The sequence below is a fragment of the Methylobacterium sp. ME121 genome, assembly GCF_000974725.1.
In the GTDB taxonomy this organism is placed as follows: domain Bacteria; phylum Pseudomonadota; class Alphaproteobacteria; order Rhizobiales; family Beijerinckiaceae; genus Methylobacterium; species Methylobacterium radiotolerans.
The window spans coordinates 93,499-115,579 of record NZ_BBUX01000009.1 but is presented as its reverse complement, the minus strand read 5'-3'; the positions used below and the strand labels follow the sequence as shown (position 1 = coordinate 115,579).

The 22,081-nt window shown below is 73.0% G+C and carries 21 protein-coding genes; 11 read left to right on the top strand and 10 right to left on the bottom strand.

Annotated features, from left to right (window positions below; translation table 11 throughout):
* The first annotated feature begins 152 nt into the window (after positions 1-152).
* Together ME121_RS09260 and ME121_RS09255 are read left to right on the top strand one after the other, a co-directional pair.
* Positions 153-1,391 (top strand): complex I NDUFA9 subunit family protein, encoded by a 1,239-nt coding sequence (locus ME121_RS09260; protein WP_029360442.1) that lies wholly within the window; start codon positions 153-155, stop codon positions 1,389-1,391.
* 26 nt (positions 1,392-1,417) lie between these two features.
* On the top strand, positions 1,418-2,434 hold the full coding sequence (locus ME121_RS09255; protein ID WP_012318052.1) for a GDP-mannose 4,6-dehydratase: 1,017 nt from the start codon (positions 1,418-1,420) through the stop codon (positions 2,432-2,434).
* A gap of 28 nt (positions 2,435-2,462) precedes the next feature.
* On the opposite strand, the gene ME121_RS09250 is transcribed toward ME121_RS09255, so the two are convergent.
* The gene (locus ME121_RS09250; RefSeq protein ID WP_012318053.1) at positions 2,463-3,242 is read right to left on the bottom strand and encodes a class I SAM-dependent methyltransferase; all 780 of its coding nucleotides are present in this window, start codon (positions 3,240-3,242) and stop codon (positions 2,463-2,465) included.
* 87 nt (positions 3,243-3,329) lie between these two features.
* On the opposite strand from ME121_RS09250, the gene ME121_RS09245 reads away from it, so the two are divergent.
* Positions 3,330-3,785, top strand: a complete 456-nt coding sequence (locus tag ME121_RS09245; protein ID WP_024830817.1) for an Rrf2 family transcriptional regulator — start codon at positions 3,330-3,332, stop codon at positions 3,783-3,785.
* A 256-nt stretch (positions 3,786-4,041) separates the two neighbouring features.
* Positions 4,042-4,419 carry a PH domain-containing protein gene (locus tag ME121_RS09240; protein ID WP_012318055.1) on the top strand — a complete coding sequence of 126 codons (378 nt, stop codon included), beginning with the start codon at positions 4,042-4,044 and terminating at the stop codon, positions 4,417-4,419.
* A 37-nt stretch (positions 4,420-4,456) separates the two neighbouring features.
* Here ME121_RS09240 and ME121_RS09235 read toward each other — a convergent pair whose 3' ends face one another.
* The 4 genes from ME121_RS09235 to ME121_RS09220 are packed head-to-tail and all read right to left on the bottom strand — an operon-like array spanning position 4,457 to position 8,281.
* Positions 4,457-5,653: a CaiB/BaiF CoA transferase family protein gene (locus ME121_RS09235; protein ID WP_059408714.1), complete on the bottom strand. Its 1,197-nt coding sequence runs from the start codon at positions 5,651-5,653 to the stop codon at positions 4,457-4,459.
* Between the two features lie 11 nt (positions 5,654-5,664).
* The gene (locus ME121_RS09230) at positions 5,665-6,510 is read right to left on the bottom strand and encodes an IclR family transcriptional regulator (protein WP_012318057.1); all 846 of its coding nucleotides are present in this window, start codon (positions 6,508-6,510) and stop codon (positions 5,665-5,667) included.
* Positions 6,511-6,518: 8 nt separating this feature from the next.
* Positions 6,519-7,256, bottom strand: coding sequence for an enoyl-CoA hydratase-related protein (locus tag ME121_RS09225; RefSeq protein WP_053620895.1), 738 nt, complete (start codon positions 7,254-7,256; stop codon positions 6,519-6,521).
* Complete coding sequence (locus ME121_RS09220; RefSeq protein ID WP_179239973.1) at positions 7,253-8,281, bottom strand: NAD(P)H-dependent flavin oxidoreductase; 1,029 nt, start codon at positions 8,279-8,281, stop codon at positions 7,253-7,255. The genes ME121_RS09225 and ME121_RS09220 overlap by 4 nt, the downstream gene beginning before the upstream one ends.
* 337 nt (positions 8,282-8,618) lie before the next feature.
* On the opposite strand from ME121_RS09220, the gene ME121_RS09215 reads away from it, so the two are divergent.
* The 4 genes from ME121_RS09215 (at position 8,619) to ME121_RS09200 (ending at position 14,434) form a co-directional block, all read left to right on the top strand.
* The gene (locus tag ME121_RS09215) at positions 8,619-10,688 is read left to right on the top strand and encodes a 3-hydroxyacyl-CoA dehydrogenase NAD-binding domain-containing protein (RefSeq protein WP_059408713.1); all 2,070 of its coding nucleotides are present in this window, start codon (positions 8,619-8,621) and stop codon (positions 10,686-10,688) included.
* Between the two features lie 14 nt (positions 10,689-10,702).
* A complete protein-coding gene (locus ME121_RS09210) occupies positions 10,703-11,887 on the top strand; it encodes an acetyl-CoA C-acyltransferase (RefSeq protein ID WP_059408712.1) in 1,185 nt (394 codons plus the stop codon).
* Positions 11,888-11,889: 2 nt separating this feature from the next.
* On the top strand, positions 11,890-13,086 hold the full coding sequence (locus ME121_RS09205; RefSeq protein WP_059408711.1) for an acyl-CoA dehydrogenase family protein: 1,197 nt from the start codon (positions 11,890-11,892) through the stop codon (positions 13,084-13,086).
* 193 nt (positions 13,087-13,279) lie between these two features.
* Positions 13,280-14,434, top strand: a complete 1,155-nt coding sequence (locus ME121_RS09200) for an acyl-CoA dehydrogenase family protein (RefSeq protein WP_059408710.1) — start codon at positions 13,280-13,282, stop codon at positions 14,432-14,434.
* Between the two features lie 69 nt (positions 14,435-14,503).
* Here ME121_RS09200 and ME121_RS09195 read toward each other — a convergent pair whose 3' ends face one another.
* From ME121_RS09195 to ME121_RS09180, 4 genes are all read right to left on the bottom strand, one after another.
* Positions 14,504-15,376 carry a tetratricopeptide repeat protein gene (locus tag ME121_RS09195; RefSeq protein ID WP_012318064.1) on the bottom strand — a complete coding sequence of 291 codons (873 nt, stop codon included), beginning with the start codon at positions 15,374-15,376 and terminating at the stop codon, positions 14,504-14,506.
* Positions 15,377-15,710: 334 nt separating this feature from the next.
* Positions 15,711-16,823, bottom strand: a complete 1,113-nt coding sequence (locus ME121_RS09190; RefSeq protein ID WP_012318065.1) for a 5-(carboxyamino)imidazole ribonucleotide synthase — start codon at positions 16,821-16,823, stop codon at positions 15,711-15,713.
* Positions 16,820-17,320 carry a 5-(carboxyamino)imidazole ribonucleotide mutase gene (gene purE, locus ME121_RS09185; protein ID WP_059408709.1) on the bottom strand — a complete coding sequence of 167 codons (501 nt, stop codon included), beginning with the start codon at positions 17,318-17,320 and terminating at the stop codon, positions 16,820-16,822. Before purE ends, ME121_RS09190 begins: the two co-directional genes overlap by 4 nt.
* A gap of 78 nt (positions 17,321-17,398) precedes the next feature.
* Positions 17,399-17,659, bottom strand: coding sequence for a YdcH family protein (locus ME121_RS09180; protein WP_012318067.1), 261 nt, complete (start codon positions 17,657-17,659; stop codon positions 17,399-17,401).
* 131 nt (positions 17,660-17,790) lie between these two features.
* Between ME121_RS09180 and ME121_RS09175 the strand changes: the two genes are divergently transcribed.
* Complete coding sequence (locus ME121_RS09175; RefSeq protein WP_012318068.1) at positions 17,791-17,973, top strand: YdcH family protein; 183 nt, start codon at positions 17,791-17,793, stop codon at positions 17,971-17,973.
* 199 nt (positions 17,974-18,172) lie between these two features.
* Positions 18,173-20,101, top strand: a complete 1,929-nt coding sequence (locus tag ME121_RS09170) for a propionyl-CoA synthetase (RefSeq protein WP_053620891.1) — start codon at positions 18,173-18,175, stop codon at positions 20,099-20,101.
* A gap of 44 nt (positions 20,102-20,145) precedes the next feature.
* Here the strand turns inward: ME121_RS09170 and ME121_RS09165 are convergent, their stop codons facing one another.
* Positions 20,146-20,619 (bottom strand): phospholipase A2 family protein, encoded by a 474-nt coding sequence (locus tag ME121_RS09165; RefSeq protein WP_012318070.1) that lies wholly within the window; start codon positions 20,617-20,619, stop codon positions 20,146-20,148.
* Positions 20,620-20,806: 187 nt separating this feature from the next.
* On the opposite strand from ME121_RS09165, the gene ME121_RS09160 reads away from it, so the two are divergent.
* Positions 20,807-21,925, top strand: a complete 1,119-nt coding sequence (locus ME121_RS09160) for an NADH:flavin oxidoreductase/NADH oxidase (RefSeq protein WP_029359928.1) — start codon at positions 20,807-20,809, stop codon at positions 21,923-21,925.
* Positions 21,926-22,081 lie beyond the last annotated feature (156 nt).

Below are 22,081 nucleotides of genomic sequence, written 5' to 3'. Positions count from 1 at the left end.
CGGCGCTCGGGCCTCCGGCAGCGGTCATCCGCGCCGCGCTGTTCACCGGAATGGCGCGGCGGTGCATTCGGCGGCTCCCATCGCGCCGAAGTTAGGCTAAGTAGGCCGCCTGACGGCGCCCCGGGGCGCGCGAGGAGCTCGAGACCACGGCGATGAGCGGCCAAGACAACACGACGGCGTCCGCGACGGCGCACACCAGTCCGCAGACGCGTTCCGTCGCCGCGCCGGGTCCCCTGCGCCCCCAGGACCAGCTCGTGACGATCTACGGCGGTTCCGGCTTCCTGGGCCGGCACGTGGTGCGGGCGCTGGCGAAGCGCGGCTACCGGATCCGCGTCGCGGTGCGCCGGCCGGACCTCGCGCTGTTCCTGCAGCCGCTGGGGAAGGTCAACCAGATCGTCGCCGTCCAGGCGAACCTGCGCTACCCGGATTCGGTCGCCCGAGCCGCCGAGCGGTCGGACGTGCTGATCAACCTCGTCGGCATCCTGCAGGAGACAGGCTCCCAGAGCTTCGCACGGCTGCAGGTCGACGGGGCCGAGGCGATCGCCCGCGCCGCGGCGCGCCAGGGCGCCCGGATGATCCAGGTCTCGGCGATCGGCGCCGATCCGGCCTCGCCGTCGCTCTACGCGCGCACCAAGGCGGAGGGTGAGGCACGGGTCTTCGCCGCCTGCCCGGACGCGGTCGTGTTCCGGCCCTCGCTGATCTTCGGGCCCGGCGACAGCTTCTTCAACCGCTTCGCCGGCCTCGCCCGGGCGCTCCCGGTCCTGCCGCTGGCCGGCGGCCAGTCGCGCTTCCAGCCGGCCTTCGTGGGCGACGTCGCCGAGGCGATCGCCCGCGCGGTCGACGGCACCGTCGCGCCCGGCAAGGTCTACGAACTCGGCGGCCCGGAGGTGGGCACGCTCGAGCACTTCGTGCGCTACATGCTGAAGACGATCCGGCGGAAGCGGGTGGTCGTGGACCTGCCCGTGCCGGCGGCCAAGCTCCAGGCACGCATGCTGGAGATCGCCGACACCCTGACCTTCGGCCTCCTGCCGGACTCGCTGAAGCTGACCCGCGATCAGGTCACCCTGCTCCAGAACGACAACGTCGTCTCGGAGGCCGCCAAGGCCGAGGGCAGGACCTTCGAGGGGATCGGGATCACGCCGACCGCCGCCGAGGCCGTGGTGCCGGGCTATCTCTGGACCTTCCGCAAGGCCGGCCAGTTCGCCACCGATCGGGACGAGGAGTACCTGTCGGAGGTGCCCGACACGATGGCGTCGCAGCCCCTGGCGGCCGGCTCGCAGCACCGACCGAAGACCGCCTCCGGCCCGGCGATCGGCGCCGATGCCGGCAGCTCGCCGGGCGCCGGACAGGGCAGCATGGGCGTGCGCTGGGGAACCCGGAACCCGGGCTAGGTGACGGCCCGCGCCCGGATCGCGCCGTGAGCGCGCCCTCTCCCCACGCGGCCGGCGGCCCCGCCGCGCGGCGCATCCTCGTCACCGGGGCGGCGGGCTTCGTGGGCGGCCACGTGCTGCCGCTCCTGGCGGGGTCGACGGCGCGGGCGGGCGACTGCGTGGCCGGGATCGGGCGGGGGCGGTCGCCGCGCCTGCCGGAGGGGGTCACCTACGCGGCGATCGACCTCCTCGACGAGGCCGCGCTCGGCGGCTTCGTGGCGCGGTTCCGGCCGACCGCGATCCTCCACCTGGCGGGCCTCGCCTCGGTGGCGGATTCCGCGAGCGGTCCGGGCCAGACGTGGCGGGTCAACGTCAACGGCCTGATGAACCTCGTGGCCGCGGTGGAGGCGGTGCCGGGCTGCACCTTCTTCTTCGTCAGCTCCGGCGAAGTCTACGGCAGCGCCTTCCTGGCGGGCCACGCCCTGAGCGAGGCGGTCGAGCCGCTGCCGCGCAACACCTACGCGCGGTCGAAATGGGTGGGCGAGCAGCTGCTCCGCGACCTGCTGCCCCGGATCGGCGTGAAGCTCGTCGTGCTGCGGCCGTTCAACCATATCGGCCCCGGCCAGGACGAGCGCTTCGTCGTGGCCTCCTTCGCGGGCCAGATCGCCCGGATCGAGGCCGGCCTCGTGCCGCCGTGCCTGGAGGTCGGCAATCTCTCCTCCTACCGCGACTTCCTCGACGTCGCCGACGTGGCGAACGCCTATGCCGACCTGATCGGCCGGGCGGACTCCCTGGCGGACGGGAGCGTCTTCAATATCAGCTCGGGCCAGCCGCGGACGATCGCCAGCGTCCTCGAGGATCTGCGCGCCCGCGCCCGGGTCCCGTTCGAGATCCGCGTCGCCCCGGAGCGGGTGCGGCCGACCGAGATTCCCCTGGCCGCGGGCGATGCCGGCCGCCTCCACGCCGCCACCGGCTGGCAGCCGCGGGTCTCGTGGGACGCGGCCCTGACCCGGGTTCTGGACGACGCGCGGGCGCGCTTGGCGGACGCGCAGGGGTCCAGTTGAGGCGGGAGGTCTCGCACCGAAGCGGCGCTCACCGCTCCGCGACGGCGATCAGCGCGGTGGAGGGGATCGGCAGGACGGGCCGGCCGCCCGCCACGCGCCGCGCCTCCGCGGTCACCGCGGCCCGGTCGTCCGCACTCAGGTCGACCCAGTCCGGCGACAGGCCGAACACCGTGTCGGGGTCGTCCAGCAGGGCGACGTCGAGGGCGTAGTCGAAGGTCACGCGTTCGATCCGGGGCGGTCCATACCCGGCCGCGACCATCTCCCGGGTGAACCCGGCCGGATCGCCGAGCACCCGCACCCCTTCGGGCATCGCCCGGCTCTCGCGCTCGGGGAACAGCCGGCGGCGGATCTCGCCGAGCAGCAGGAACGTCGCCGCGCCCTGATCCTGCCACGTCGCGACGATGCCCCAGCCCCCGGGCCGCGTCACGCGCGCCATCTCGGCGAGCCCCTTCCGCCAGTCGGGGAACATGATCACCCCGAAGATCGAGAACACCGCGTCGAAGCCGCCGTCGGGAAGGGCGAGCGCCTGGCCGTCCATGACCCGCGCCTCGACATTGGCCGAGCCCGCCCCGGCGACGCGCGCGACCATGCCCGGCGAGAAGTCGACCGCCAGGACCTGCGCCCCCGTCCGCGCCGCGGCCAGCGCGAGGGCGCCGGTGCCGGCCGCGACGTCGAGGACGCGGCTGCTTTCGGTCAGCGGCACTCGCGCGAGCGCCGCCTCGGCGAAGCGCGCCGTGAACGGGTGGGCGGTCGTCGCGTAGTGCTCGGCGACCTTGTCCCACCGATCCGGGTTCTCGAACTCGCGCATCGCCACGACCCTCGCCATCACGCAACTTGATAAGTATCGTGATGGCGCGCGGTTGCCAATCCCGAGTTCGGTGTGATGGATCGACGGGTGCGCACCGACAGCCGCCTCTCCCGAACGCTCCATGTGCTGCTTCACATGGCGCGCCACGACGGACCGATGACGTCCGAGGCGATCGGGCGGATGCTCGGGACGAACCCCGTGGTCGTCCGCCGCACGATGGCCGGGCTCCGGAACGCGGGCTACGTGAAATCGGAGAAGGGGCACGGCGGCGGATGGACCATCGCGGCGGACCTGAGCGCGGTCTCGTTGCTCGACGTCCACCGCGCGGTCGGCGGTCCGCGCATCTTCGCGATCGGCAGCGATCGCGCGAACCCGGCCTGCGCCGTCGAGAAGGTCGTCAACGAGGCGGTCGAGGACACGCTGCGCGAGGCTGAGGCCCTCCTGGTCGCGCGGCTCGGTTCCGTCAGCCTCGCCGAACTCGCGCGGAGCTTCGACGCCCGGTGTCGGCCCGGGGGGCCGTCGGACGCCTCGAGCTGCGCGTGACGCCGGGCGCGACGCCGGGCCCGGCGTCGCGCCGATAAGCAGCCTCATGAAACTGCTTCATCGAAGCTCTGCTCCGGCTCTCCGGCCGCTCATCCATGATCCGTGCCCCCTGGTCGGCGCCCGGACGATGCCCGAGGCACGCCGCGCGACCGGGATCGCGGTCCGGATCGGGGACCGGATCGCGCCGGGCGGTTGCCGCGCCGACGGCCAGACGCCATGCTCCGCGTCGACGCGGACCAGCACGAGATGATCGGCCATGGGCCTTCTGGACGGATTGCTCGGACACGGCTCGGCCGTCGACGCGGCCTCCCTGGAGCGCCGGCTCGCCGGCATCCTGATCGAGGGCGAGACGGCGCGGCTCGCCTTCAAGATCATCCGGGACGTGTTCGTGTTCACCGAGCGCCGCGTCATCCTGATCGACGTCCAGGGCGTGACCGGCAGCAAGGTCGAGTTCCTGTCGGTGCCGTACCGCGCGATCGTGCGCTTCTCGGTCGAGACCGCCGGCACGTTCGACCTCGACGCCGAGTTGAAGATCTGGGTCTCGGGGGCGGCGGAGCCGATCCAGCGGACCTTGAAGAAGGGCGCGGATGTCCGGGGTATCCAGCGGGCGCTCGCCGAGGGCGTGCTGCGCTAGCCCGGGACACGGCACGCGCCGGCAGGCGACGGCCCGCCTACCGGACCACGCCCCTGGTCCGCAGCGCGTCGCGCGCGTCCTCCAGATACTCCAGCTGCTCCGCCAGGATCTCGGCGCTCGAATCCCCGAGGCCCGGCGGCATCCGCCGCACCGGCAGCCGGCGCCCGTCGAGCCGGTAGGGCGGGGCGATGACGTGGGCGTTCTCCGACGCCGCGACCACCAGCCCGGCCTCCCGGGCGCGGTCGCAGGTGAGCGCCTCGCGCAGGCCCATCACCTCGCCGCAGGGGATGCCCGCGGCCCTGAGCCGCGCGATCAGCGGCGCGCGCTCCCACTTGGCGAGCTCGGCCTCCAGCACCGGGATGAAGGCGGCGCGGTTGCGCGACCGGTCGAGATTGCTGGCGAAGCGCGGGTCGGCGACCCAGTCCGGGCGCTCCAGCACCTGCTCGCAGAAGCGGCGGTACTGCCCGTTGTTGCCGACCGTGATCACCACCGGCCCGTCGCCGGCCTCGAACACCCCGTAGGGTACGATCGACGGGTGGGCGTTGCCGTAGCGGGGCGGATCGATCCCGCGGGCGAGCGCCTCGAGGCCGTAATAGGAGGTCAGCGCCACGCCGCAGTCGAACAGGGCGAGGTCGACGGTCCGCCCGCGCCCGGTCCGCTCCCGCTGGTACAGGGCCGCCAGCACGGCCTGGGCGGCGAACTGGCCGGTGAACAGGTCGACCGCCGCGACCCCGAACTTGAGCGGCGGTCCCCCGGCCTCGCCGTTGAGGGCCATCACGCCGGATTCGCCCTGGACCACGAGATCGTAGCCGGGCCGGCCGGCCTCCGAGCCGTCGGAGCTGTAGCCGGCGATCGAGCAGTAGATCAGGCCGGGATTCTCCGCCGCGAGCGCCGCGTAGCCGAGGCCGAGCTTCTCGGCCCCGCCGGTCTTGAAGTTCTGGACCAGCACGTCGCTGTCGCGGGCCAGAGCCTTCACGATCGCCAGGCCGTCCGGCGTGGCGAGGTCGACGCCGATCGAGCGCTTGTTGCGGTTCACGCTGTCGAAATACGAGGTGTTACCGGGGCTCGTCGGCACGCCCCAGTCGCGGGTGTCGTCGCCGCGCTCCGGGTGCTCGACCTTGATCACGTCGGCGCCGAGATCGCCCAGCACCTGCGCGCACCAGGGTCCGGCCAGGACCCGGGACAGGTCGAGGACGCGGATTCCGGCGAGCGGCAGGTCGGCAACGGCATCCATCGCGAAAGTCCTCAGGCTCCCATGACGCCGTCGAGACTGCGCACGGCGTCGATCAGTTTCGGGCGCGCCACCTCCAGGAGGAAGCGCGCGTCGGTGATGACGGTGGGGGCACCGCAATTGACCGCCATGGGCGGCAGGCCGCCGCCGGGATGGAACCCCACCGCGATGGCGCAGACCGTCTCCTGCCACTCGCCGAACGAGGTGCAGCAGCCGAGGTCCCGGTGCTCCTCCACCGCCCGGTCGAGGCCGGCGCGCAGCGCCGGCCAGGCCACGGGATCGAGCGCCTTCAGGTCCTCGTAGATGCCCGCGCGCTCCCGGTCCGGGCAGACCGCCACGTAGGCGCGGCCCATGGCGCTGCGGGCGAGCGAGATGCGCGAGCCGGTGTCAAGGTTGAGCGAGATCGCCGCTGGGCCGCGCTGGCACTCGACGTAGCGCATGCTGAGCCGGTCGCGCACCCCGAGCCCCACCGAGGCGTTGGCCGCCTCCGCGACCGCGCGCAGCACCGGCCGGGCGATGGCGCGGACGTCGAGACCGCCCAGGGCGGCCGAGCTCAGCGCGATGGTGGCGGTGCCGAGGCGGTACCGGCCGAGCTCGGGCATGTGCTGCAGGTAGCCGAGCTTGGTCAGCGTGTAGGTCAGCCGCGACACGGTGGAGCGCGGCAGCCCGCAGGCCTCCGCGATGTCGTGGTTGGCGAGGCTCGTGCGCCCCGGGCCGAAGCAGGCGAGCACCGACAGTCCCCGGGCGAGCGCCGTAACGAAGTGCCGGTCCTCCTTCGCGCCGGACCCGCCTGCGTCGGACCCGCCAGCGTCGGGCTCGGCGCCGTCGGATCCGGTGCGCAGGCCCGCATCCGCCTCCATCGGCCCGCTCATCGGCGCAGGAACGCCGCGAAGGCCGCCTGCGCCGCCGGACCGCGGCGGAGGGCGTGAAAGACCTCCGCCTCCGCGTCGAGGGCGCGGGCGACGCTGTCGTCGTGGCCGCGGCGCAGGGCCTGCTTGGTGGCGGCGATCGAGACCCGGGGCAGGGCGGCGAGCGCGCGCGCCTTGGTCAGAGCGGTCTCCAGGGCCGTCCCGGCCGGGACGGCGGCGTTGATCAGGCCGGCCGCGGCGGCGTCCGCGGCCGTGAAGGGCTCGCCGAGCATCAGCAGCTCGGCGGCGCGCTTCGATCCCGCCACCAGGGCCAGCAGGTAACTCGACCCGCCCTCCGGACTGAGGCCCAGGGCCGTGAACGGCAGGCGGAACCGCGCCCCGTCCCCCGCGTAGGCGAGGTCGCAGTGGAGCAGCAGCGTCGTGCCGATGCCGACCGCGTGGCCCTCCACGGCGGCCACGACCGGGAGCGGGCAGGCGCGCAGGGCCTTGAGGAAGGTCAGGCCGGGGCTGGCGCCCGCGGTCTCGACGTCCTGGAAATCCTTGAGATCGTTGCCGGCGGTGAAGCAGCCGCCCGCGCCGGTGAAGACGAGGGCGCGCACCTCCGCGTCCCTTCCCGCCGTGTCCAGGGCGTCGGTCAGGCCCGCGTAGGTCGCCCGGTCGAGGGCGTTGCGTCGCTCCGGCCGGTCGATCGTGACGAGCCGGATCCCGGGCTCCGGATCGGCGACGCGGACGCTCACGGGGCGACCCCGCCGGCGCGGTCCGCCGCGTAGTCCGCCGCGCTGCCGGCCGTCCGCGCCCGCGCCGCCGCGTATTCCCGGGCGAGGCGGGCGACGAGGTCGGCGGTCGCCGGCGCGTCCGCGATGGTGCCGACGCCCTGGCCGGCGCCCCAGACGTCCCGCCACGCCTTCACGCTGCCGCTGCCGAAATTCATCGCGGTCTTGTCGCGCGCCGGCAGCGCCTCGGGATCGAGCCCGGCGGCGCGGATGCTCGGCGTGAGGTAGTTGCCCGGCACGCCCGTGAAGTAGGGGGTGTAGAGGATGTCGGCGGCCGCGCTGCCGGCGATCATGTCCTTGTAGGCCACCGCCGCGTTCGCCTCCCGGGTGGCGATGAAGCGGGTGCCCATGTAGGCGAGGTCGGCGCCCATGGCCTGGGCCGCCAGGATCGCCGAGCCCGAGGTGATCGCCCCCGACAGGATCAGCGGACCGTCGTAGAACCGCCGGATCTCGCCGACGAGGGCGAAGGGGCTCAGCGTGCCGGCGTGGCCCCCGGCCCCGGCGCAGACCAGGATCAGCCCGTCGACGCCGGCCTCCAGGGCCTTCTCGGCGTGGCGCACGGTGGTGATGTCGTGGAACACCACCCCGCCATAGGCGTGCACCGGGCGGATCACGGCGTCCGGCGCCCGCAGCGACGTGATGATGATCGGCACCCGGTGCCGGACGCAGGCCTCGACATCCTGGGCCAGCCGGTCGTTGGAGGCGTGGACGATCTGGTTCACCGCGAACGGCGCGATCCGCCGCGACGGGTCCGCGGCGCGGGCCTGCGCGAGCGTCTGCGTGATCCGCGAGAGCCACTCGTCGAGGAGCTCGGCCGGTCGGGCGTTCAGCGCGGGGAAGGAACCGACCACGCCGGACAGGCACTGGGCGATGACCAGCTCCGGGCCGGACACGATGAACATCGGGGCGCAGATCACCGGCAGGGCGAGCCGGCCGCGCAGGATCTCGGGCAGGCGCCCGCCCGGGTCTCGCTCGGGACCGTCGCTCACCGCCCGCTCCCGGCCGCCAGAACCGGCGCCGGACAGGCGCCCCCGGGCCGCTCGTCCCGATCCTTGCCGCGCACCGCGATCCTCCCCCTGCCTCCCGGCAGCCCGGCTTTCGCGCGCCGGGCGGCGTCCGCAACCGAGTCTCGTCCAGGGCCGTTGTGATGCCACGGCCCCGGGCCCTGGGTCAAACGGCCGAGCCGCGGAGTTTCTGCACTGCGGAACGGTCGGCGACCCGGAGAGAACCGGTGCCGCCCGTCCTTGACGCTGGCGATCACTCGGACCAACATCCCGCCGAATTGCGAACGTTCATTCTGCATTGCAGAACATCAGGGAGCATCGGGTGGTTCGTCAGGAGGTCCATGGCGGGGTGGCGGTGCTCACGCTCGCCAACCCGCCGGTCAACGCGCTGGGCGCCGCGCTGCGGGCGGCCCTCGACGAGGCCCTGACGCAGGTCATCGCGGACGTGTCGGTCCGCGCCGTCGTGCTGGCCGCCGAGGGCAAGGTGTTCGTCGGCGGCGCCGACATCGGCGAGTTCGGCAAGCCGCAGCGCCCGCCGAGCCTTCCCGACATCCTGGACCGGCTCGATGCTAGCCCGAAGCCCGTGGTGGCGGCGATCGGCGGCGCGGCCCTCGGCGGCGGCCTGGAGCTGGCGATGGCCTGCCACGGCCGCGTCGCGGCCCCGTCGGCCAGGATCGGCCTGCCGGAGATCAAGCTCGGGATCATCCCGGGCGCCGGGGGCACGCAGCGCCTGCCGCGCCTGATCGGGCCCGACGCCGCCTTCCCGATGATGCTCACCGGCGAGCCGGTTTCCGCCGAGAAGGCGGCGGCGCTCGGCATCGTCGATGCCGTGGTGCTGGGCGACCTCGTGGCGGAGGCCCGGACCCGCGCCCTGGAACTCGCCGATGCGGGGACGCTGCCGCGGGCGCGCGACCGCTCCGGCAAGCTCACGCCCGAGGCCCGGGAGCGGTTCGAGGCGCAGGCCGCCGAGGCGGTGAAGCGCGATCCCGACGCCACCAACGTCCACGCCCTGGCGCGGGCGGTGCGCGCCGGCCTGGAGCAGGACTTCGACGCCGCATTGGCGGTGGAGCGGGCCGAGTTCCGCGCCCTGGTGGAGGATCCGCGCTCGAAGGCCCTGCGCTACGCCTTCTTCGCCGAGCGCGAGGCCGCCCGGGTGCCCGGCCTGCCGAAGGACACGCCGCGCCGCCCCATCCGCACGGCCGCCGTGATCGGTGCCGGCACGATGGGGGGCGGCATCGCCATGTGCTTCGCCAATGCCGGCATCCCGGTGACGGTGATCGAGACGGAGGAGGGCGCCCTGACGCGCGGCCTCGACCGGGTGAAGGCGCTCTACGCCGGCTCGGCGAAGCGGGGCTCGATCACCGAGGCCCAGCGCGAGGAGCGGGTCGGCCGGATCACCGGCGCGATCGGTCTGGAGCACGCCAGGGAGGCCGACATCGTCGTCGAGGCGGCCTTCGAAGATATGGGCGTCAAGCGCGGGATCTTTTCCGAGCTCGATCAGATCGCCAAGCCCGGCGCGATCCTGGCCACCAACACCTCCTATCTCGACGTGAACGCCATCGCGGCGGTCACGAACCGGCCGCAGGACGTGCTCGGCCTGCACTTCTTCAGCCCGGCCAACGTCATGCGCCTCGTCGAGGTGGTCCGGGCCGAGAAGACCGCGCCGGAGGTGCTCGCCACCGCCCTCGACCTGGGCAAGCGCCTCAACAAGCTTCCGGTCGCGGTGGGGGTCTGCTTCGGCTTCGTGGGCAACCGCATGCTGGAGCGTCGCAGCCGGGCCGGCGAGCGCCTGCTGCTCGAGGGCGCGCTGCCCCACGAGGTCGATGCGGCGGTCACCGGCTTCGGCTTCCGGATGGGGCCCTTCGCCATGGGCGATCTCGCGGGGCTCGATATCGGCTGGCGCTCGCGCAAGGATTTCGGCGGGCGGGCCCCCGTCGCCGACTCGCTCGCCGAGCAGGGCCGGTTCGGCCAGAAGACCGGCCGCGGCTTCTACCTGTACCCGGACGGTGCCCGCACCGGCACGCGCGATCCCGAGGTCGAGGCGCTGATCGCGCGGGTCGCCGCCGAGCACGGCGTTGCCCGCCGCAGCTTCACGGCCGACGCGATCGTCGCGCGGCTGATGTACCCGATGGTCAACGAGGGCGCGCGGATCCTGGAGGAGGGCATCGCGGCCCGGCCCGGCGACATCGATACGATCTGGATCAACGGCTACAACTGGCCGGCCTGGCGCGGCGGCCCGATGCACTGGGCCGACACGGTGGGTCTCAAGACGATCGCCGAGGCGCTGACCCGCTTCGCGGCCGAGACCGGCGACGACAGCCAGGAGCCGGCGCCGCTCCTGAAGCGCCTCGCCGCCGAGGGCGGCAGCTTCGCCGGCCTGAAGAACGCCTGAGCGGGAGGGAGATCATGACCGACGCGGTGATCGTCGCGACCGCCCGCACGCCCATCGGCAAGGCCCATCGCGGCGCCCTGAACCTCACCCGCGGCGCCGACCTCGCCGCCCACGCGATCCGTGGCGCCCTGGACCGGGCGCGCCTGGAACCCGAGGCGGTCGAGGAGGTGGTGCTCGGCTGCGGCTATCCGGAGAACGCCACGGGCGGCAACGTCGCCCGCCACGCGGCCCTGGTCGCGGGGATCCCGGTCGAGTCGGCCGGCGTCACCGTCTCGCGCTTCTGCGCCTCGGGGCTGGAGGCGATCGCCAGCGCGGCCCGGCGGATCGTCCTCGACGGCGTGCCGGTGGCGGTGGCCGGCGGCGTCGAGTCGATCAGCCTCGTCCAGCCGAAGGTCCAGCGGGAGTTGACCCGCAACGCGTGGCTGGAGGCCCACCTGCCGGCGATCTACATGCCGATGATCGAGACCGCCGACATCGTGGCGGAACGCTACGGCATCTCCCGGGAGGCGCAGGACCAATTCGCACTGGAGAGCCAGCGCCGCACAGCCGAGGCCCAGGCGCGCGGCCTCTTCGACGACGAGATCGTCCCGATGAGCGCCGTGATGGCGGTGACCGACAAGGCCACCGGCGAGACCCGGGAGGTCGAGACCCGGCTCGCCAAGGACGAGGGCAACCGGCCGGACACCACCCTCGAAGGGCTCGCGAAGCTCAAACCCGTGCGCGGGGAGGTGGCCTTCATCACGGCGGGCAATGCCAGCCAGCTCTCGGACGGAGCCTCGGCCAGCGTGCTGATGTCGGCCGACGAGGCGGCGCGGCGGGGCCTGACGCCGCTCGGCACCTTCCGGGGCTTCGCCTCGGCGGGCTGCGGCCCGGACGAGATGGGCATCGGCCCGGTCTTCGCGGTGCCGCGGCTCCTGGAGCGGCAGGGCCTGCGCGTCTCCGACATCGACCTGTGGGAGCTGAACGAGGCCTTCGCGTCCCAGTCGGTCTTCTGCCGCGACAGGCTCGGGATCGACCCTTCGAGGGTCAACGTCAACGGCGGCGCCATCGCGGTCGGCCACCCGTTCGGCATGTCGGGGGCCCGGCTCGTGGGCCACGCGCTGCTGGAGGGCCGCCGCCGCGGCGCGCGCTACGCCGTGGTGACCATGTGCGTCGCCGGCGGCCAGGGCTGCGCCGGCCTGTTCGAGATCGGAGGCTGACGATGGATCTCCGCTTCACGTCCGAAGAGATCGCGTTCCGCGACGAGGTCCGCACCTTCTGCCGGACGGAGATCCCCGCCGAGATCCGCAGGAAGGTCTCGGAGGGGCGCAGCCTCACCAAGGACGATTACGTCACGAGCCAGCGGATCCTCAACGCCAAGGGCTGGGCGGTGCCGCACTGGCCGCAGGAATGGGGCGGCCGGGATTGGACCCCGATCCAGCGCTACATCTACACCGAGGAGCTGTTCCAGGCGGCCGTGCCGCTGCCGCAGCAGTTCAACTGCTACATGTTCGGCCCGGTGCTGGCGACCTTCGGCCGGCAGGATCAGAAGGAACGCTTCCTGCCGCGCGCCGCCAATCTCGACGATTGGTGGTGCCAGGGCTTCTCGGAGCCCGGCGCCGGCTCGGACCTCGCCTCGCTCAAGACCAAGGCGGTGCGCGACGGCGACCACTACGTCGTGGACGGCCAGAAGACCTGGACGACGCTCGGCCAGCACGCCGACTGGATCTTCTGCCTGGTGCGAACCGACTTCGAGGCCAAGAAGCAGCGCGGCATCTCCTTCCTCCTCATCGACATGAAGACGGCCGGGATCACCGTGCGGCCGATCCTGACGTTGGAGGGCCGGCACGAGGTCAACGAGGTCTTCTTCGACGCCGTGCGCGTGCCCGTCGAGAACCTCGTGGGCGAGGAGAACAGGGGCTGGGACTACGCGAAATTCCTGCTCGCCAACGAGCGCACCGGCATCGCCCGGATCGGGCTCACCAAGGAGCGGATCGCCCGGATCAAGCGGCTGGCCCGCGAGATGCCGGCCGGGTCCGGGACGATGTGGGACGATCCCGCCTTCCGCGGTCGCGTCGCGGAGGTCGAGGTCGAGCTGAAGGCCCTGGAGATCACCCAGATGCGGGTGGCGGCCAAGCAGGGCCGGGCGGATTCGGTGGAGCCGGACCCCGCCTCGTCGCTCCTCAAGATCCGCGGCTCGCAGCTCCAGCAGGCGGCGACCGAGCTGCTCGTGGAGCTCGCCGGGCCCTTCGCCCTCGCGGCGCCCGCGCGCGGGGCAGGGGCCAACAACCTGCCCGGCGGCTTCGACTGGGTCGACGCCGCCGCGCCGAGCTACTTCAACAACCGCAAGGTCTCGATCTACGGCGGCTCGAACGAGATCCAGCACAACGTCATCGCCAAGGGCATTCTGGGTTTGTGAGCCATCGCCTCGTTCCAACCTCTCCCTCGTCCTGCGGGGCTGCGCGGCAGCCTCGCAGGAGGGTTCCAGGGATCGCGGCGACTTCCGGAAGCCTCCTGCGAGGCTGCCGCGCAGCTCCGGCACATCAGGATGAGGGGATCTGGTGGGACGGACCAGTGCCGGGCGCCCCCGACGATATCCGCGAGGGAACACCATGGATTTCGACCTGAACGAGGACCAGTCGCTCCTGCGCGACAGCGTCGAGCGGCTCGCCGCCGACCTCTACCCCTCGCTGGAGAGCCGGCAGGCGCGGCTCAAGGCGCCCCTCGGCTTCCCCGAGGAGGGCTGGACGGCCTTCGCCGAGCTCGGCGTCGCCGGCCTGCCCTTCTCCGAGGAGGAGGGCGGCCTCGGCGGCGGCCCGGTCGAGACCATGCTGGTCATGGAGGCGGTCGGCCGCAACCTCGTGGTCGAACCCCTGCTCGCGAGCCTCGTGCTGGGCTCGACGGCCCTCCGGCTCGGCGGCAGCGCCGCGCAGAAGGCGCGCCTCGTCCCAGGACTCGTCGCCGGCGACCTGCGCCTGACCCTCGCCCACACCGAGCGCCAGTCCCGCTACGACATCGCCGACGTGGCCACCGCGGCCCGGCGCAGCGGCGACGGGTTCGTGCTGAGCGGGGCCAAGAGCGTCGTGCCCAACGCCGACGCGGCCGGCCTGATGGTGGTCTCCGCCCGCGTCTCGGGCGAGCGGCGCGATCCCCGCGGACTCGGCCTGTTCCTGGTCCCGACGGACGCCGCCGGCGTCGCCGTCGAGGCCTATCCGACCCAGGACGGCGGCCGGGCCGCGGAGGTGTCCTTCTCGGAAGTGCAGGTCCCCGCCGACGCGGCGCTCGGCGATCCGGAGGACGGCCTGCCGCTCCTGGAGCGGGTGGTGGAGCACGGCATCGCGGCGCTCGCCGCCGAGGCGGTCGGCTCCATGGACGCGCTCCACAAGCTCACGGTCGAGTACCTCAAGACCCGCAAGCAGTTCGGCGTCAGCGTCGGCTCGTTCCAGGCCCTGCAGCACCGGGCCGTGGACATGCTGATCCAGCTGGAACAGGCGCGCTCGATGGCGCTCTACGCCGCCATGATGGTGGACACGCCGGACGCGCGGGCGCGGGCCGCGGCCCTGTCGGCCGTAAAGGTGCAGATCAACAAGGCCTGCCGCTACGTCGGCCAGGAGGCGGTCCAGCTCCACGGCGGCATCGGCATGACGCTCGAGTATGTCGGCGCCCACCACTTCAAGCGGCTCGCCATGATCGAGTACCAGCTCGGCGACACCGCCCACCACCTGCGCCGGATCACGCAGGACGAGAACGGGCTGCTGGCGGCCTGAGGACCGCGACGCGGCCTCGACGAAGGAGACTTCCGGCGCCCCGGGACGAGGGCGCCGGGATGACCGGGATCAGTTGAACAGCGAGCCGACCCCGCCCTGCACGCGGCCGAGGCCGGCCCGCGCGACGGTGTTGTTGGGGTCGATCGTCGAGGCGCGCTGGTAGTTCTCCATCGCCTCCTTGCGCTGGCCCTGCTTCTCGTAGGCGAGGCCCCGATAGGCCCAGGACGTGGCGTCCTTGGCGTTCACGTTCAGCGCGGCATTGTAGTCTTCGATCGCCTTCGCGTACTGGTTGGTCGCGATCAGGCTCTGGCCGCGGGCCGCGTAGGGCGCGGCCACGAACGGGTCGCGGTCGATGGCGGCGTCGAAATCGGCGATCGCCTGGGTGTCCTGGCCCTGCTTCTGCTTCACGAGGCCGCGGGCGTGGTAGGCCTGCGCGGATTCGGGGCTCAGGCGGATCGCGACGTTGAGGTCGTTCAGAGCCTGGTCGAGGTTGCCCTGGGCGCGCTCGACGTTGGCGCGGCCGATATAGGCCGGCCCGTAATTCGGATCGATCCCGATCGCCTTGGAGAAGTCCTGCAGTGCCGGGCCGTCGCGGCCGATCTGGCGGTTCGCGAGGGCGCGGTTGTTGTAGGCGGAGGCGGAGTTCGGATCGAGCTGGATCGCCTTGGTGAAGTCGGCGATGGCGTCGTTGAACTGGCCGGCGCGGGCGTAGGCGGCGCCGCGGGTGTTGTAGGCCGCCGCGTCGTTCGGGTTGCGCTGCACCACCTCGGTCAGGGACGCGATGTTGACGTTCGTGGCGCCGGTCGTGTCCTTCTCCAAGACCGCGTATTGCCGCGGGCCGGCCGCGCTGCCGACGGTCTCGCAGCCCGCGAGGCCGGCGGCCGAGACCAAGGCCGCGCCGATCAGTGCCGTCTTCCGTCCCAGCCGGATGCGTACGTTCATCGCCCCACTCTCCCCGAGGCGTCGCCCGCTCCGCGCGTGCCCGCCCCGCCCCTCACAGTCCAAGAACCCGCGCCCTGCGCCGGGCACACCCGAAGTCGGGGCACCGTCGCGCATCACGGTGAAGGCCGGCTTAAGAAGCGCCGCGTCGTGCCCCGGCCCCCGCCCGGTCCCGGCGGGACCGAGGCAGTGCGGGCGGACGCGATCGACAGCATTCGGAACCGACCACGGTTCCGTGGAAGCGGCGGGATGTGGCGAAGGTATGGCTCGACCGTCGCGCGGGGCCGCGGACGGCCCTCCGGCGGTCATGCGGCGGCGCTTGTGTGCCTTCGAAGCCTCAGGAACCGGTCGGGCCGGCCCCGAGGCGGGTGACGTGACCCATCTTGCGGCCGGGGCGCGCTTCGCCCTTGCCGTAGAGGTGCAGGTGGGCGCCGGGCTCGGCCAGCAGGGCGTGCCAGTCGTCGGCCTGGGCGCCGATCAGGTTGCGCATCTCGACGGGGAGGCCGCCGACCCGGCCCGGATCGCCCAGCGGCCAGCCGCAGACGGCCCGGACGTGCTGGGCGAACTGCGAGGTCAGCGCCCCCTCGCTGGTCCAGTGGCCGGAATTGTGGACCCGGGGCGCGATCTCGTTGACCACGAGCCGCTCAGCCCCGTCCTCGCGGACGAGGAACATCTCGACGGCCAGCACGCCGACGTAGTCGAGGGCGTCGGCGATCCGCCGGGCGATCTCGACGGCGGCGCGGCCCGTCTCGGCGGACACGCCGGGCGCCGGCACCCGGGTCAGCGCCAGGATGTGGTCGCGGTGTTCGTTCTCGCAGAGGTCGTAGGCCGCGAAGCTGCCGTCGCGCCCGCGCGCGCCGACCACCGAGACCTCGCGCTCGAACGGCACGAAGCCCTCCAGGATCAGCGGCGCGCCGCCGAACTCGGCGAACAGGGCGTTGCGGTCGCCCTCGGCCCGCTCGCGGAGCATGCGCTGCCCCTTGCCGTCGTAGCCGAAGCGGCGGGTCTTGAGCACGGCCGGCAGGCCGATCACCTCGATCGCCCGGTCGAGGTCGTCGGGGGTGTCCACCGCCCGGAACGGCGCCGTCGGGATGCCCAGGCCGTTGATGAACTCCTTCTCGGAGAGGCGGTCCTGCGTGGTCGAGAGCGCCCGCGCGTTCGGGTGCAGGGCGGCGTGCCGGGCCAGCACGTCGGCGGTGGCGTGCGGGATGTTCTCGAACTCGTAGGTCACGACGTCGACGCTGCGGGCGAAATCCGCCAGCGCCGCGGCGTCGTCGTAGGCCGCGCAGGTGGTCCGGGCGGCCACGTCGAAGGCGGGGCTGTCCGCGTCGGGCGCGTAGACATGCGCCTTGAGGCCGTAATCGGCCGCCGCGAGCGCGATCATGCGCCCGAGCTGGCCCCCGCCGACGATGCCGAGGGTGAAGCCGGGGCCGAGGATCTTGTCCGTCACGCGTTCTCTTCCGTCACCGGCCGTTCGGCCACCGAGGCGCTCTGGGCCGCGCGCCACGCCTCCAGGCGCTCCGCCAAGCCCGGGTCGGTCAGCGCCAGGACCGCCGCGGCGAGCAGGGCCGCGTTGACGGCCCCGGCCCGGCCGATCGCCAGGGTCCCCACCGGGATGCCGGCCGGCATCTGGACGATGGAGAGCAGGCTGTCCTGGCCGGACAGGGCCTTCGATTCGACCGGCACGCCGAAGACCGGCAGGCGGGTCATCGCGGCCGCCATGCCGGGCAGGTGCGCGGCGCCGCCCGCGCCCGCGATCACGACCTTGAAACCGGCCGCGACCGCGCCCTTTGCGAAGGCCACGAGCCGGTCCGGCGTGCGGTGGGCCGACACGATGCGCGCGTCGTACGGCACGCCGAGCGCGTCGAGCGTCTCGGCGGCATGACGCATGGTCGCCCAGTCGGACTGGCTGCCCATGATGATCGCGACCGGAGGAGGCGACGCCATCGTTGATCCCGGCAAAAGAGGGCGCTTACAGGCGGTGCGGGCCGGCGGCAAGGCGGGGCCCGAGGGCGTCCACCGGCATCAGGCGATGATGTCCGGCGTGAGCGCGTCCTCGATGTGGAAGATGCGGTCGCGCAGCGTGAGCTTGCGCTTCTTCAGGCGCTGGATCTGGAGCTGGTCCCCGGCGACGCTGCGCTCCAGCGCCTCGATGGCGCTGTCCAGATCCCGGTGCTCCTCGCGCAGCCGCGCCAGCTCGCCCAGGAGATCCGACTGCGCACCCTCACCCGCCTCGTCCGCCATCGTCACCTGAGAACCCGAAGACCGTTCGTCGCCCGAGAGCATGCGTCACGCTCCGGCGCCGGACAAGGCGGCGCGGTAAGCAATCATCAGACTTAGCAGCAGAAAACGCTTCGACAGGTCCGACATCCTGTGCCAATCTCGGTGTGTCGAAACGATGACAGGAGATTCGACTCATGTCGCTGCAGACGCATCTGAACCAACTCGCCCGGAAGCACGAAGCCCTCGAGCGCGAGATTCAGGAAGCGATCCACAGACCTTCGGCGAACGACCTCCACATTGCCGAGCTGAAGCGACGGAAACTCCTCCTCAAGGACGAGATCAACAAGCTCCAGGCGGGCAACGACACGTTGCACTGACGCCTGACACGTCCGATCCGATAGCGAATCCGAGCTGACGACCGCCGCACCGGGCGCCCCGGTGCGGCGGTTTTCTCATGGCGGGTCTCGCGCCGCAGCCGGACGCGGCCTTCTCGCCCGGGACCACTCCCGCGCGCCCGAGAATGGGCTACTCTGCGGGCCGCCGCCGGAGAGCGGCCCGTGAGGAAACGCCGAACCGATGACGAGAGCCAGCCTGCCGGGCCGCTACCCGGAGATCTACGAATCGGCCCGCCGCGACCCCGAGGCGTTCTGGCTCGGCGCCGCGCGGGCCCTCGACTGGGCGCGGTCGCCGGAGCGGGCCTTCGCGCCGGATTCCGGCCCCTACGGCCGATGGTTCCCGGACGGCACCCTGAACGCCTGCCACAACGCGGTGGACCGTCACGCCGACGGCGCCCGGGCGGATCAGGTGGCGATCCGCTACGACTCGCCCGTCACCGGGACCAAGCGCAGCATCACCTACCGGGTCCTGCGCGACGAGGTGGCGGTGCTGGCCGCCGTGCTCGCCGATCTCGGCGTCGGCAAGGGCGACCGGGTGATCCTGTACATGCCGATGGTGCCCGAGGCCCTGTTCGGCATGCTGGCCTGCGCGCGGCTCGGCGCGGTCCACTCGGTGGTGTTCGGCGGCTTCGCCGCCAACGAGCTGGCGGTGCGGATCGAGGACGCGGCGCCGAAGGTGGTGCTCGCCGCCTCCTGCGGGATCGAGCCGAACCGCGTGGTCGCCTACAAGCCGCTCCTCGACGCGGCGATCGCGGCCTCGCGGCACAAGCCGGAGGCCTGCCTGATCCTCCAGCGCCCGCAGGGGCCCGCGACCCTCGTCGCGGGACGGGATCGCGACTGGGCCGAGACCGTCGCGGCGGCCCGGGCGGCGGGGCGGCGTGCGGACTGCGTGCCGGTCGCCGCCACCGACCCGCTCTACATCCTCTACACCTCCGGCACGACCGGGAAGCCGAAGGGCGTCGTCCGCGACACCGGCGGCTACCTCGTCGCCCTGGCTTGGTCGATGCCGAACCTCTACGGCGTCCAGCCCGGTGAGACCTACTTCTGCGCCTCCGACATCGGCTGGGTGGTGGGCCACTCCTACATCGTCTACGCGCCGCTCCTGCACGGCTGCACCACGGTGCTGTACGAGGGAAAACCCGTCGGCACGCCCGATGCCGGCGCCTTCTGGCGGGTGGTCGCCGAGTACGGGGTGGTCTGCCTGTTCACCGCGCCGACGGCGCTGCGGGCGATCAAGAAGGAGGACTCGAAGGGCGCCCGGATCGCCGCGTACGACCTCTCGGCCTTCCGCAGCCTGTTCCTGGCGGGCGAGCGCGCCGATCCCGACTCGGTCGCCTGGGCCGAGCGCGTGCTGGACCGGCCGGTCGTCGACCATTGGTGGCAGACCGAGACCGGCTGGCCGATCGCCGGCAACCCGATGGGCCTCGGCCTCCTGCCGGTGAAGCACGGCAGCACCTGCGTGCCGATGCCGGGCTACCGGGTCGAAGTCCTGGACGAGGGCGGCAGGCCGGTTCCGGCGGGGACCATGGGCACCATCGCGATCCGCCTGCCGCTCCCGCCCGGCTGCCTCCCGACCCTGTGGGGCTCGGACGACCGGATGCGGTCGAGCTACCTCGCCACCTTCCCGGGCTACTACGACACGTCGGATGCCGGGGTGATCGACGGGGACGGCTACATCACGGTCCTGGGACGGACCGACGACATCATCAACGTCGCGGGCCACCGCCTGTCCACCGGCGGCATGGAGGCGGTGCTGGCGAGCCACCCGGACGTGGCGGAGTGCGCGGTCATCGGCATCCGCGACGCGCTGAAGGGCGAGGTCCCTTGCGGGTTCGTGGTGCTCAAGGCCGGCGTCGCCCGGCCGACCGAGACGATCGAGCGGGAACTCGTCGCGAAGGTGCGGGACGAGATCGGCCCGGTAGCGGCGTTCAAGCTGGCGCTCACCGTGCCGCGGCTGCCCAAGACCCGGTCGGGCAAGATCCTGCGGGCGACCATGAAGCGCATCGCGGACCACGAGCCCTGGACGATGCCGGCGACGATCGACGACGCGGCCGCCCTCGACGAGATCGGAGACAGTCTGAAGGACCGGGGGATCGGCGCAGCCCGGTAGGCCGCCGGGCCGCGCCGACGGAGCGTCGAGGGCTGCGGCTCGCCTCAGTCCGCGTCGGCGCCGTCGTCGTCGGGGTCGACATCGACCGTCGGCGCCGGCCGCGTCACGGCGGGCACGTAGGCACCCGAGGCGGGACCGGTGGTGACCGAGGCCGGCACGCGCCGCGCGTTCGGCTCGGACGGGATCAGAGTCGCGGTGGCGGCCACGAGGCCGGCGAGGGACCGGACGTCGTCCGGCTGACTTGGATCGCGCGAGATCAGCGTCGCCTCCTGCTTGAGGCGCAGGTTGCAGGCCTGCGAGGGCAATCCCCCCTCCGGCGTGCAGGCGTCGTGACGCGCGCAGGCCGCGTCGAGGGCGTCGATCGGCGGGAGGGGCGCGTTGTTGCCCGGCCCGCAGTAATTGCCGTGGATCAGCATCTTGGGTCCGCCGAAGGCGGCCGGCTGGGCCTGCGCCGCGCCCGCGAGGGCGGCGCAGCCGGCGGCCAGGACGAGCGGGACGGCGAGTTTGGTGAGCATCATCTGGACCTCGGGCGATCTCGCCCCCTCAGGCGGTTCGCGTCGATTGCCGCGATGCGGCGACAGGCCAGGAAACGGGCGGTCACATCCGCAAGTTCCCGCATCGCCTGCCCGCAGAGGTGCTCTGCCGCACCGCACTGGCCGCCGCGCCCGTCCTGGGCCAGAGTGGCCCTTCCACCAGGAGTTGCCGATGACCGCTCGCCTGTTCGAACCGCTGACGCTCGACGCGCTCACGCTCGAGAACCGTATCCTCGTCGCGCCGATGTGCCAGTACTCGGCGCGGGACGGCGAGGCGACCGACTGGCACATGATGCACCTCGGTCAGCTCGCCATGTCGGGGGCGGGCCTGCTGACCCTGGAGGCCACCGCGGTCTCTCCGGAGGCGCGGATCACCGCCTGGGATCTCGGCCTCTACAACGACGGCTGCGAGCGGGCGCTCGGCCGCGTGCTCGACGCCGTGCGCGAGTACGCGCCGATCCCGGTCTGCATCCAGATCGCCCATGCCGGGCGCAAGGCGTCCAGCGAGGCGCCCTGGGCCGGCGGCCAGCAGATTCCGCCGGAGCACGCCTACGGCTGGCGCACCGAGGCGCCCTCGGCGGTCGCCCACGGCGAGGGCGAGGTCCCGCCCCACGCCCTCGACGCCGCCGACCTGAAGCGCGTCCGCGACGCGTTCGTGGCCACCGCCAAGCGGGCCGTGCGCCTCGGCATCGAGGCGGTGGAGCTGCACGGCGCCCACGGCTATCTGCTGCACCAGTTCCTGTCGCCGATCGCCAACAAGCGGACGGACGCGTACGGCGGCAGCCTCGCGAACCGCATGCGCTTCCCCCTCGAGGTCTACGACGCGGTGCGCGATGTCGTGCCCGCCGGCAGCCCGGTCTGGCTGCGGGTCTCGGCCACCGACTGGGTCGAGGACGGCTGGGACCTGGACGAGACCATCGAGCTGGCCCAGGCGCTCAAGCGGGCCGGGTCGCCGGCGCTCCACGTCTCCACGGGCGGCGTCTCGCCGAAGCAGGCGATCAAGCTCGGGCCGGGCTACCAAGTGCCCTACGCCGAGCGGATCAAGGCCGAGACCGGCCTCACCACGATCGCGGTGGGGCTGATCACCGAGGCGCACCAAGCGGAGACGATCCTGCAGGAGGGCAAGGCGGACGCGATCTCGCTTGCCCGCGCCATGCTGTACGATCCGCGCTGGCCCTGGCACGCGGCGGCCGAGCTCGGCGCCCGGGTGCGCGCGCCCAGGCAGTACTGGCGCTCGCAGCCGCGGGAGTACAAGGACCTGTTCAAGGACACGGCCTTCGGCCAGCGCTGAGGGCGGCCGCCGCGCCTGGAACGGCCGGCGGCGGACGAGCCGCGGCGGGTGCTCCGTCGCCGGCCGACCGCACCGTCGTTCCGAGGGCCGCGGGCGAGCCCGCGATGGCGGTGCGGGCGTCGTCTGAGCCAGCCTGATCGCGGGATCGGGATCGAG

Bases quoted from the DNA above. Each gene is read 5' to 3' on its own strand.
- ME121_RS09205 (WP_059408711.1), top strand. From the start codon at position 11,890: ATGGATCTCCGCTTCACGTCCGAAGAGATCGCGTTCCGCGACGAGGTC.
- ME121_RS09165 (WP_012318070.1), bottom strand. From the start codon at position 20,619: ATGATGCTCACCAAACTCGCCGTCCCGCTCGTCCTGGCCGCCGGCTGC.
- ME121_RS09180 (WP_012318067.1), bottom strand. From the start codon at position 17,659: ATGCTCTCGGGCGACGAACGGTCTTCGGGTTCTCAGGTGACGATGGCG.
- ME121_RS09260 (WP_029360442.1), top strand. From the start codon at position 153: ATGAGCGGCCAAGACAACACGACGGCGTCCGCGACGGCGCACACCAGT.
- ME121_RS09195 (WP_012318064.1), bottom strand. From the start codon at position 15,376: ATGAACGTACGCATCCGGCTGGGACGGAAGACGGCACTGATCGGCGCG.
- ME121_RS09170 (WP_053620891.1), top strand. From the start codon at position 18,173: ATGACGAGAGCCAGCCTGCCGGGCCGCTACCCGGAGATCTACGAATCG.
- ME121_RS09235 (WP_059408714.1), bottom strand. From the start codon at position 5,653: ATGGATGCCGTTGCCGACCTGCCGCTCGCCGGAATCCGCGTCCTCGAC.
- ME121_RS09210 (WP_059408712.1), top strand. From the start codon at position 10,703: ATGACCGACGCGGTGATCGTCGCGACCGCCCGCACGCCCATCGGCAAG.
- ME121_RS09240 (WP_012318055.1), top strand. From the start codon at position 4,042: ATGGGCCTTCTGGACGGATTGCTCGGACACGGCTCGGCCGTCGACGCG.
- purE (WP_059408709.1), bottom strand. From the start codon at position 17,320: ATGGCGTCGCCTCCTCCGGTCGCGATCATCATGGGCAGCCAGTCCGAC.
- ME121_RS09200 (WP_059408710.1), top strand. From the start codon at position 13,280: ATGGATTTCGACCTGAACGAGGACCAGTCGCTCCTGCGCGACAGCGTC.
- ME121_RS09160 (WP_029359928.1), top strand. From the start codon at position 20,807: ATGACCGCTCGCCTGTTCGAACCGCTGACGCTCGACGCGCTCACGCTC.
- ME121_RS09230 (WP_012318057.1), bottom strand. From the start codon at position 6,510: ATGGAGGCGGATGCGGGCCTGCGCACCGGATCCGACGGCGCCGAGCCC.
- ME121_RS09250 (WP_012318053.1), bottom strand. From the start codon at position 3,242: ATGCGCGAGTTCGAGAACCCGGATCGGTGGGACAAGGTCGCCGAGCAC.
- ME121_RS09175 (WP_012318068.1), top strand. From the start codon at position 17,791: ATGTCGCTGCAGACGCATCTGAACCAACTCGCCCGGAAGCACGAAGCC.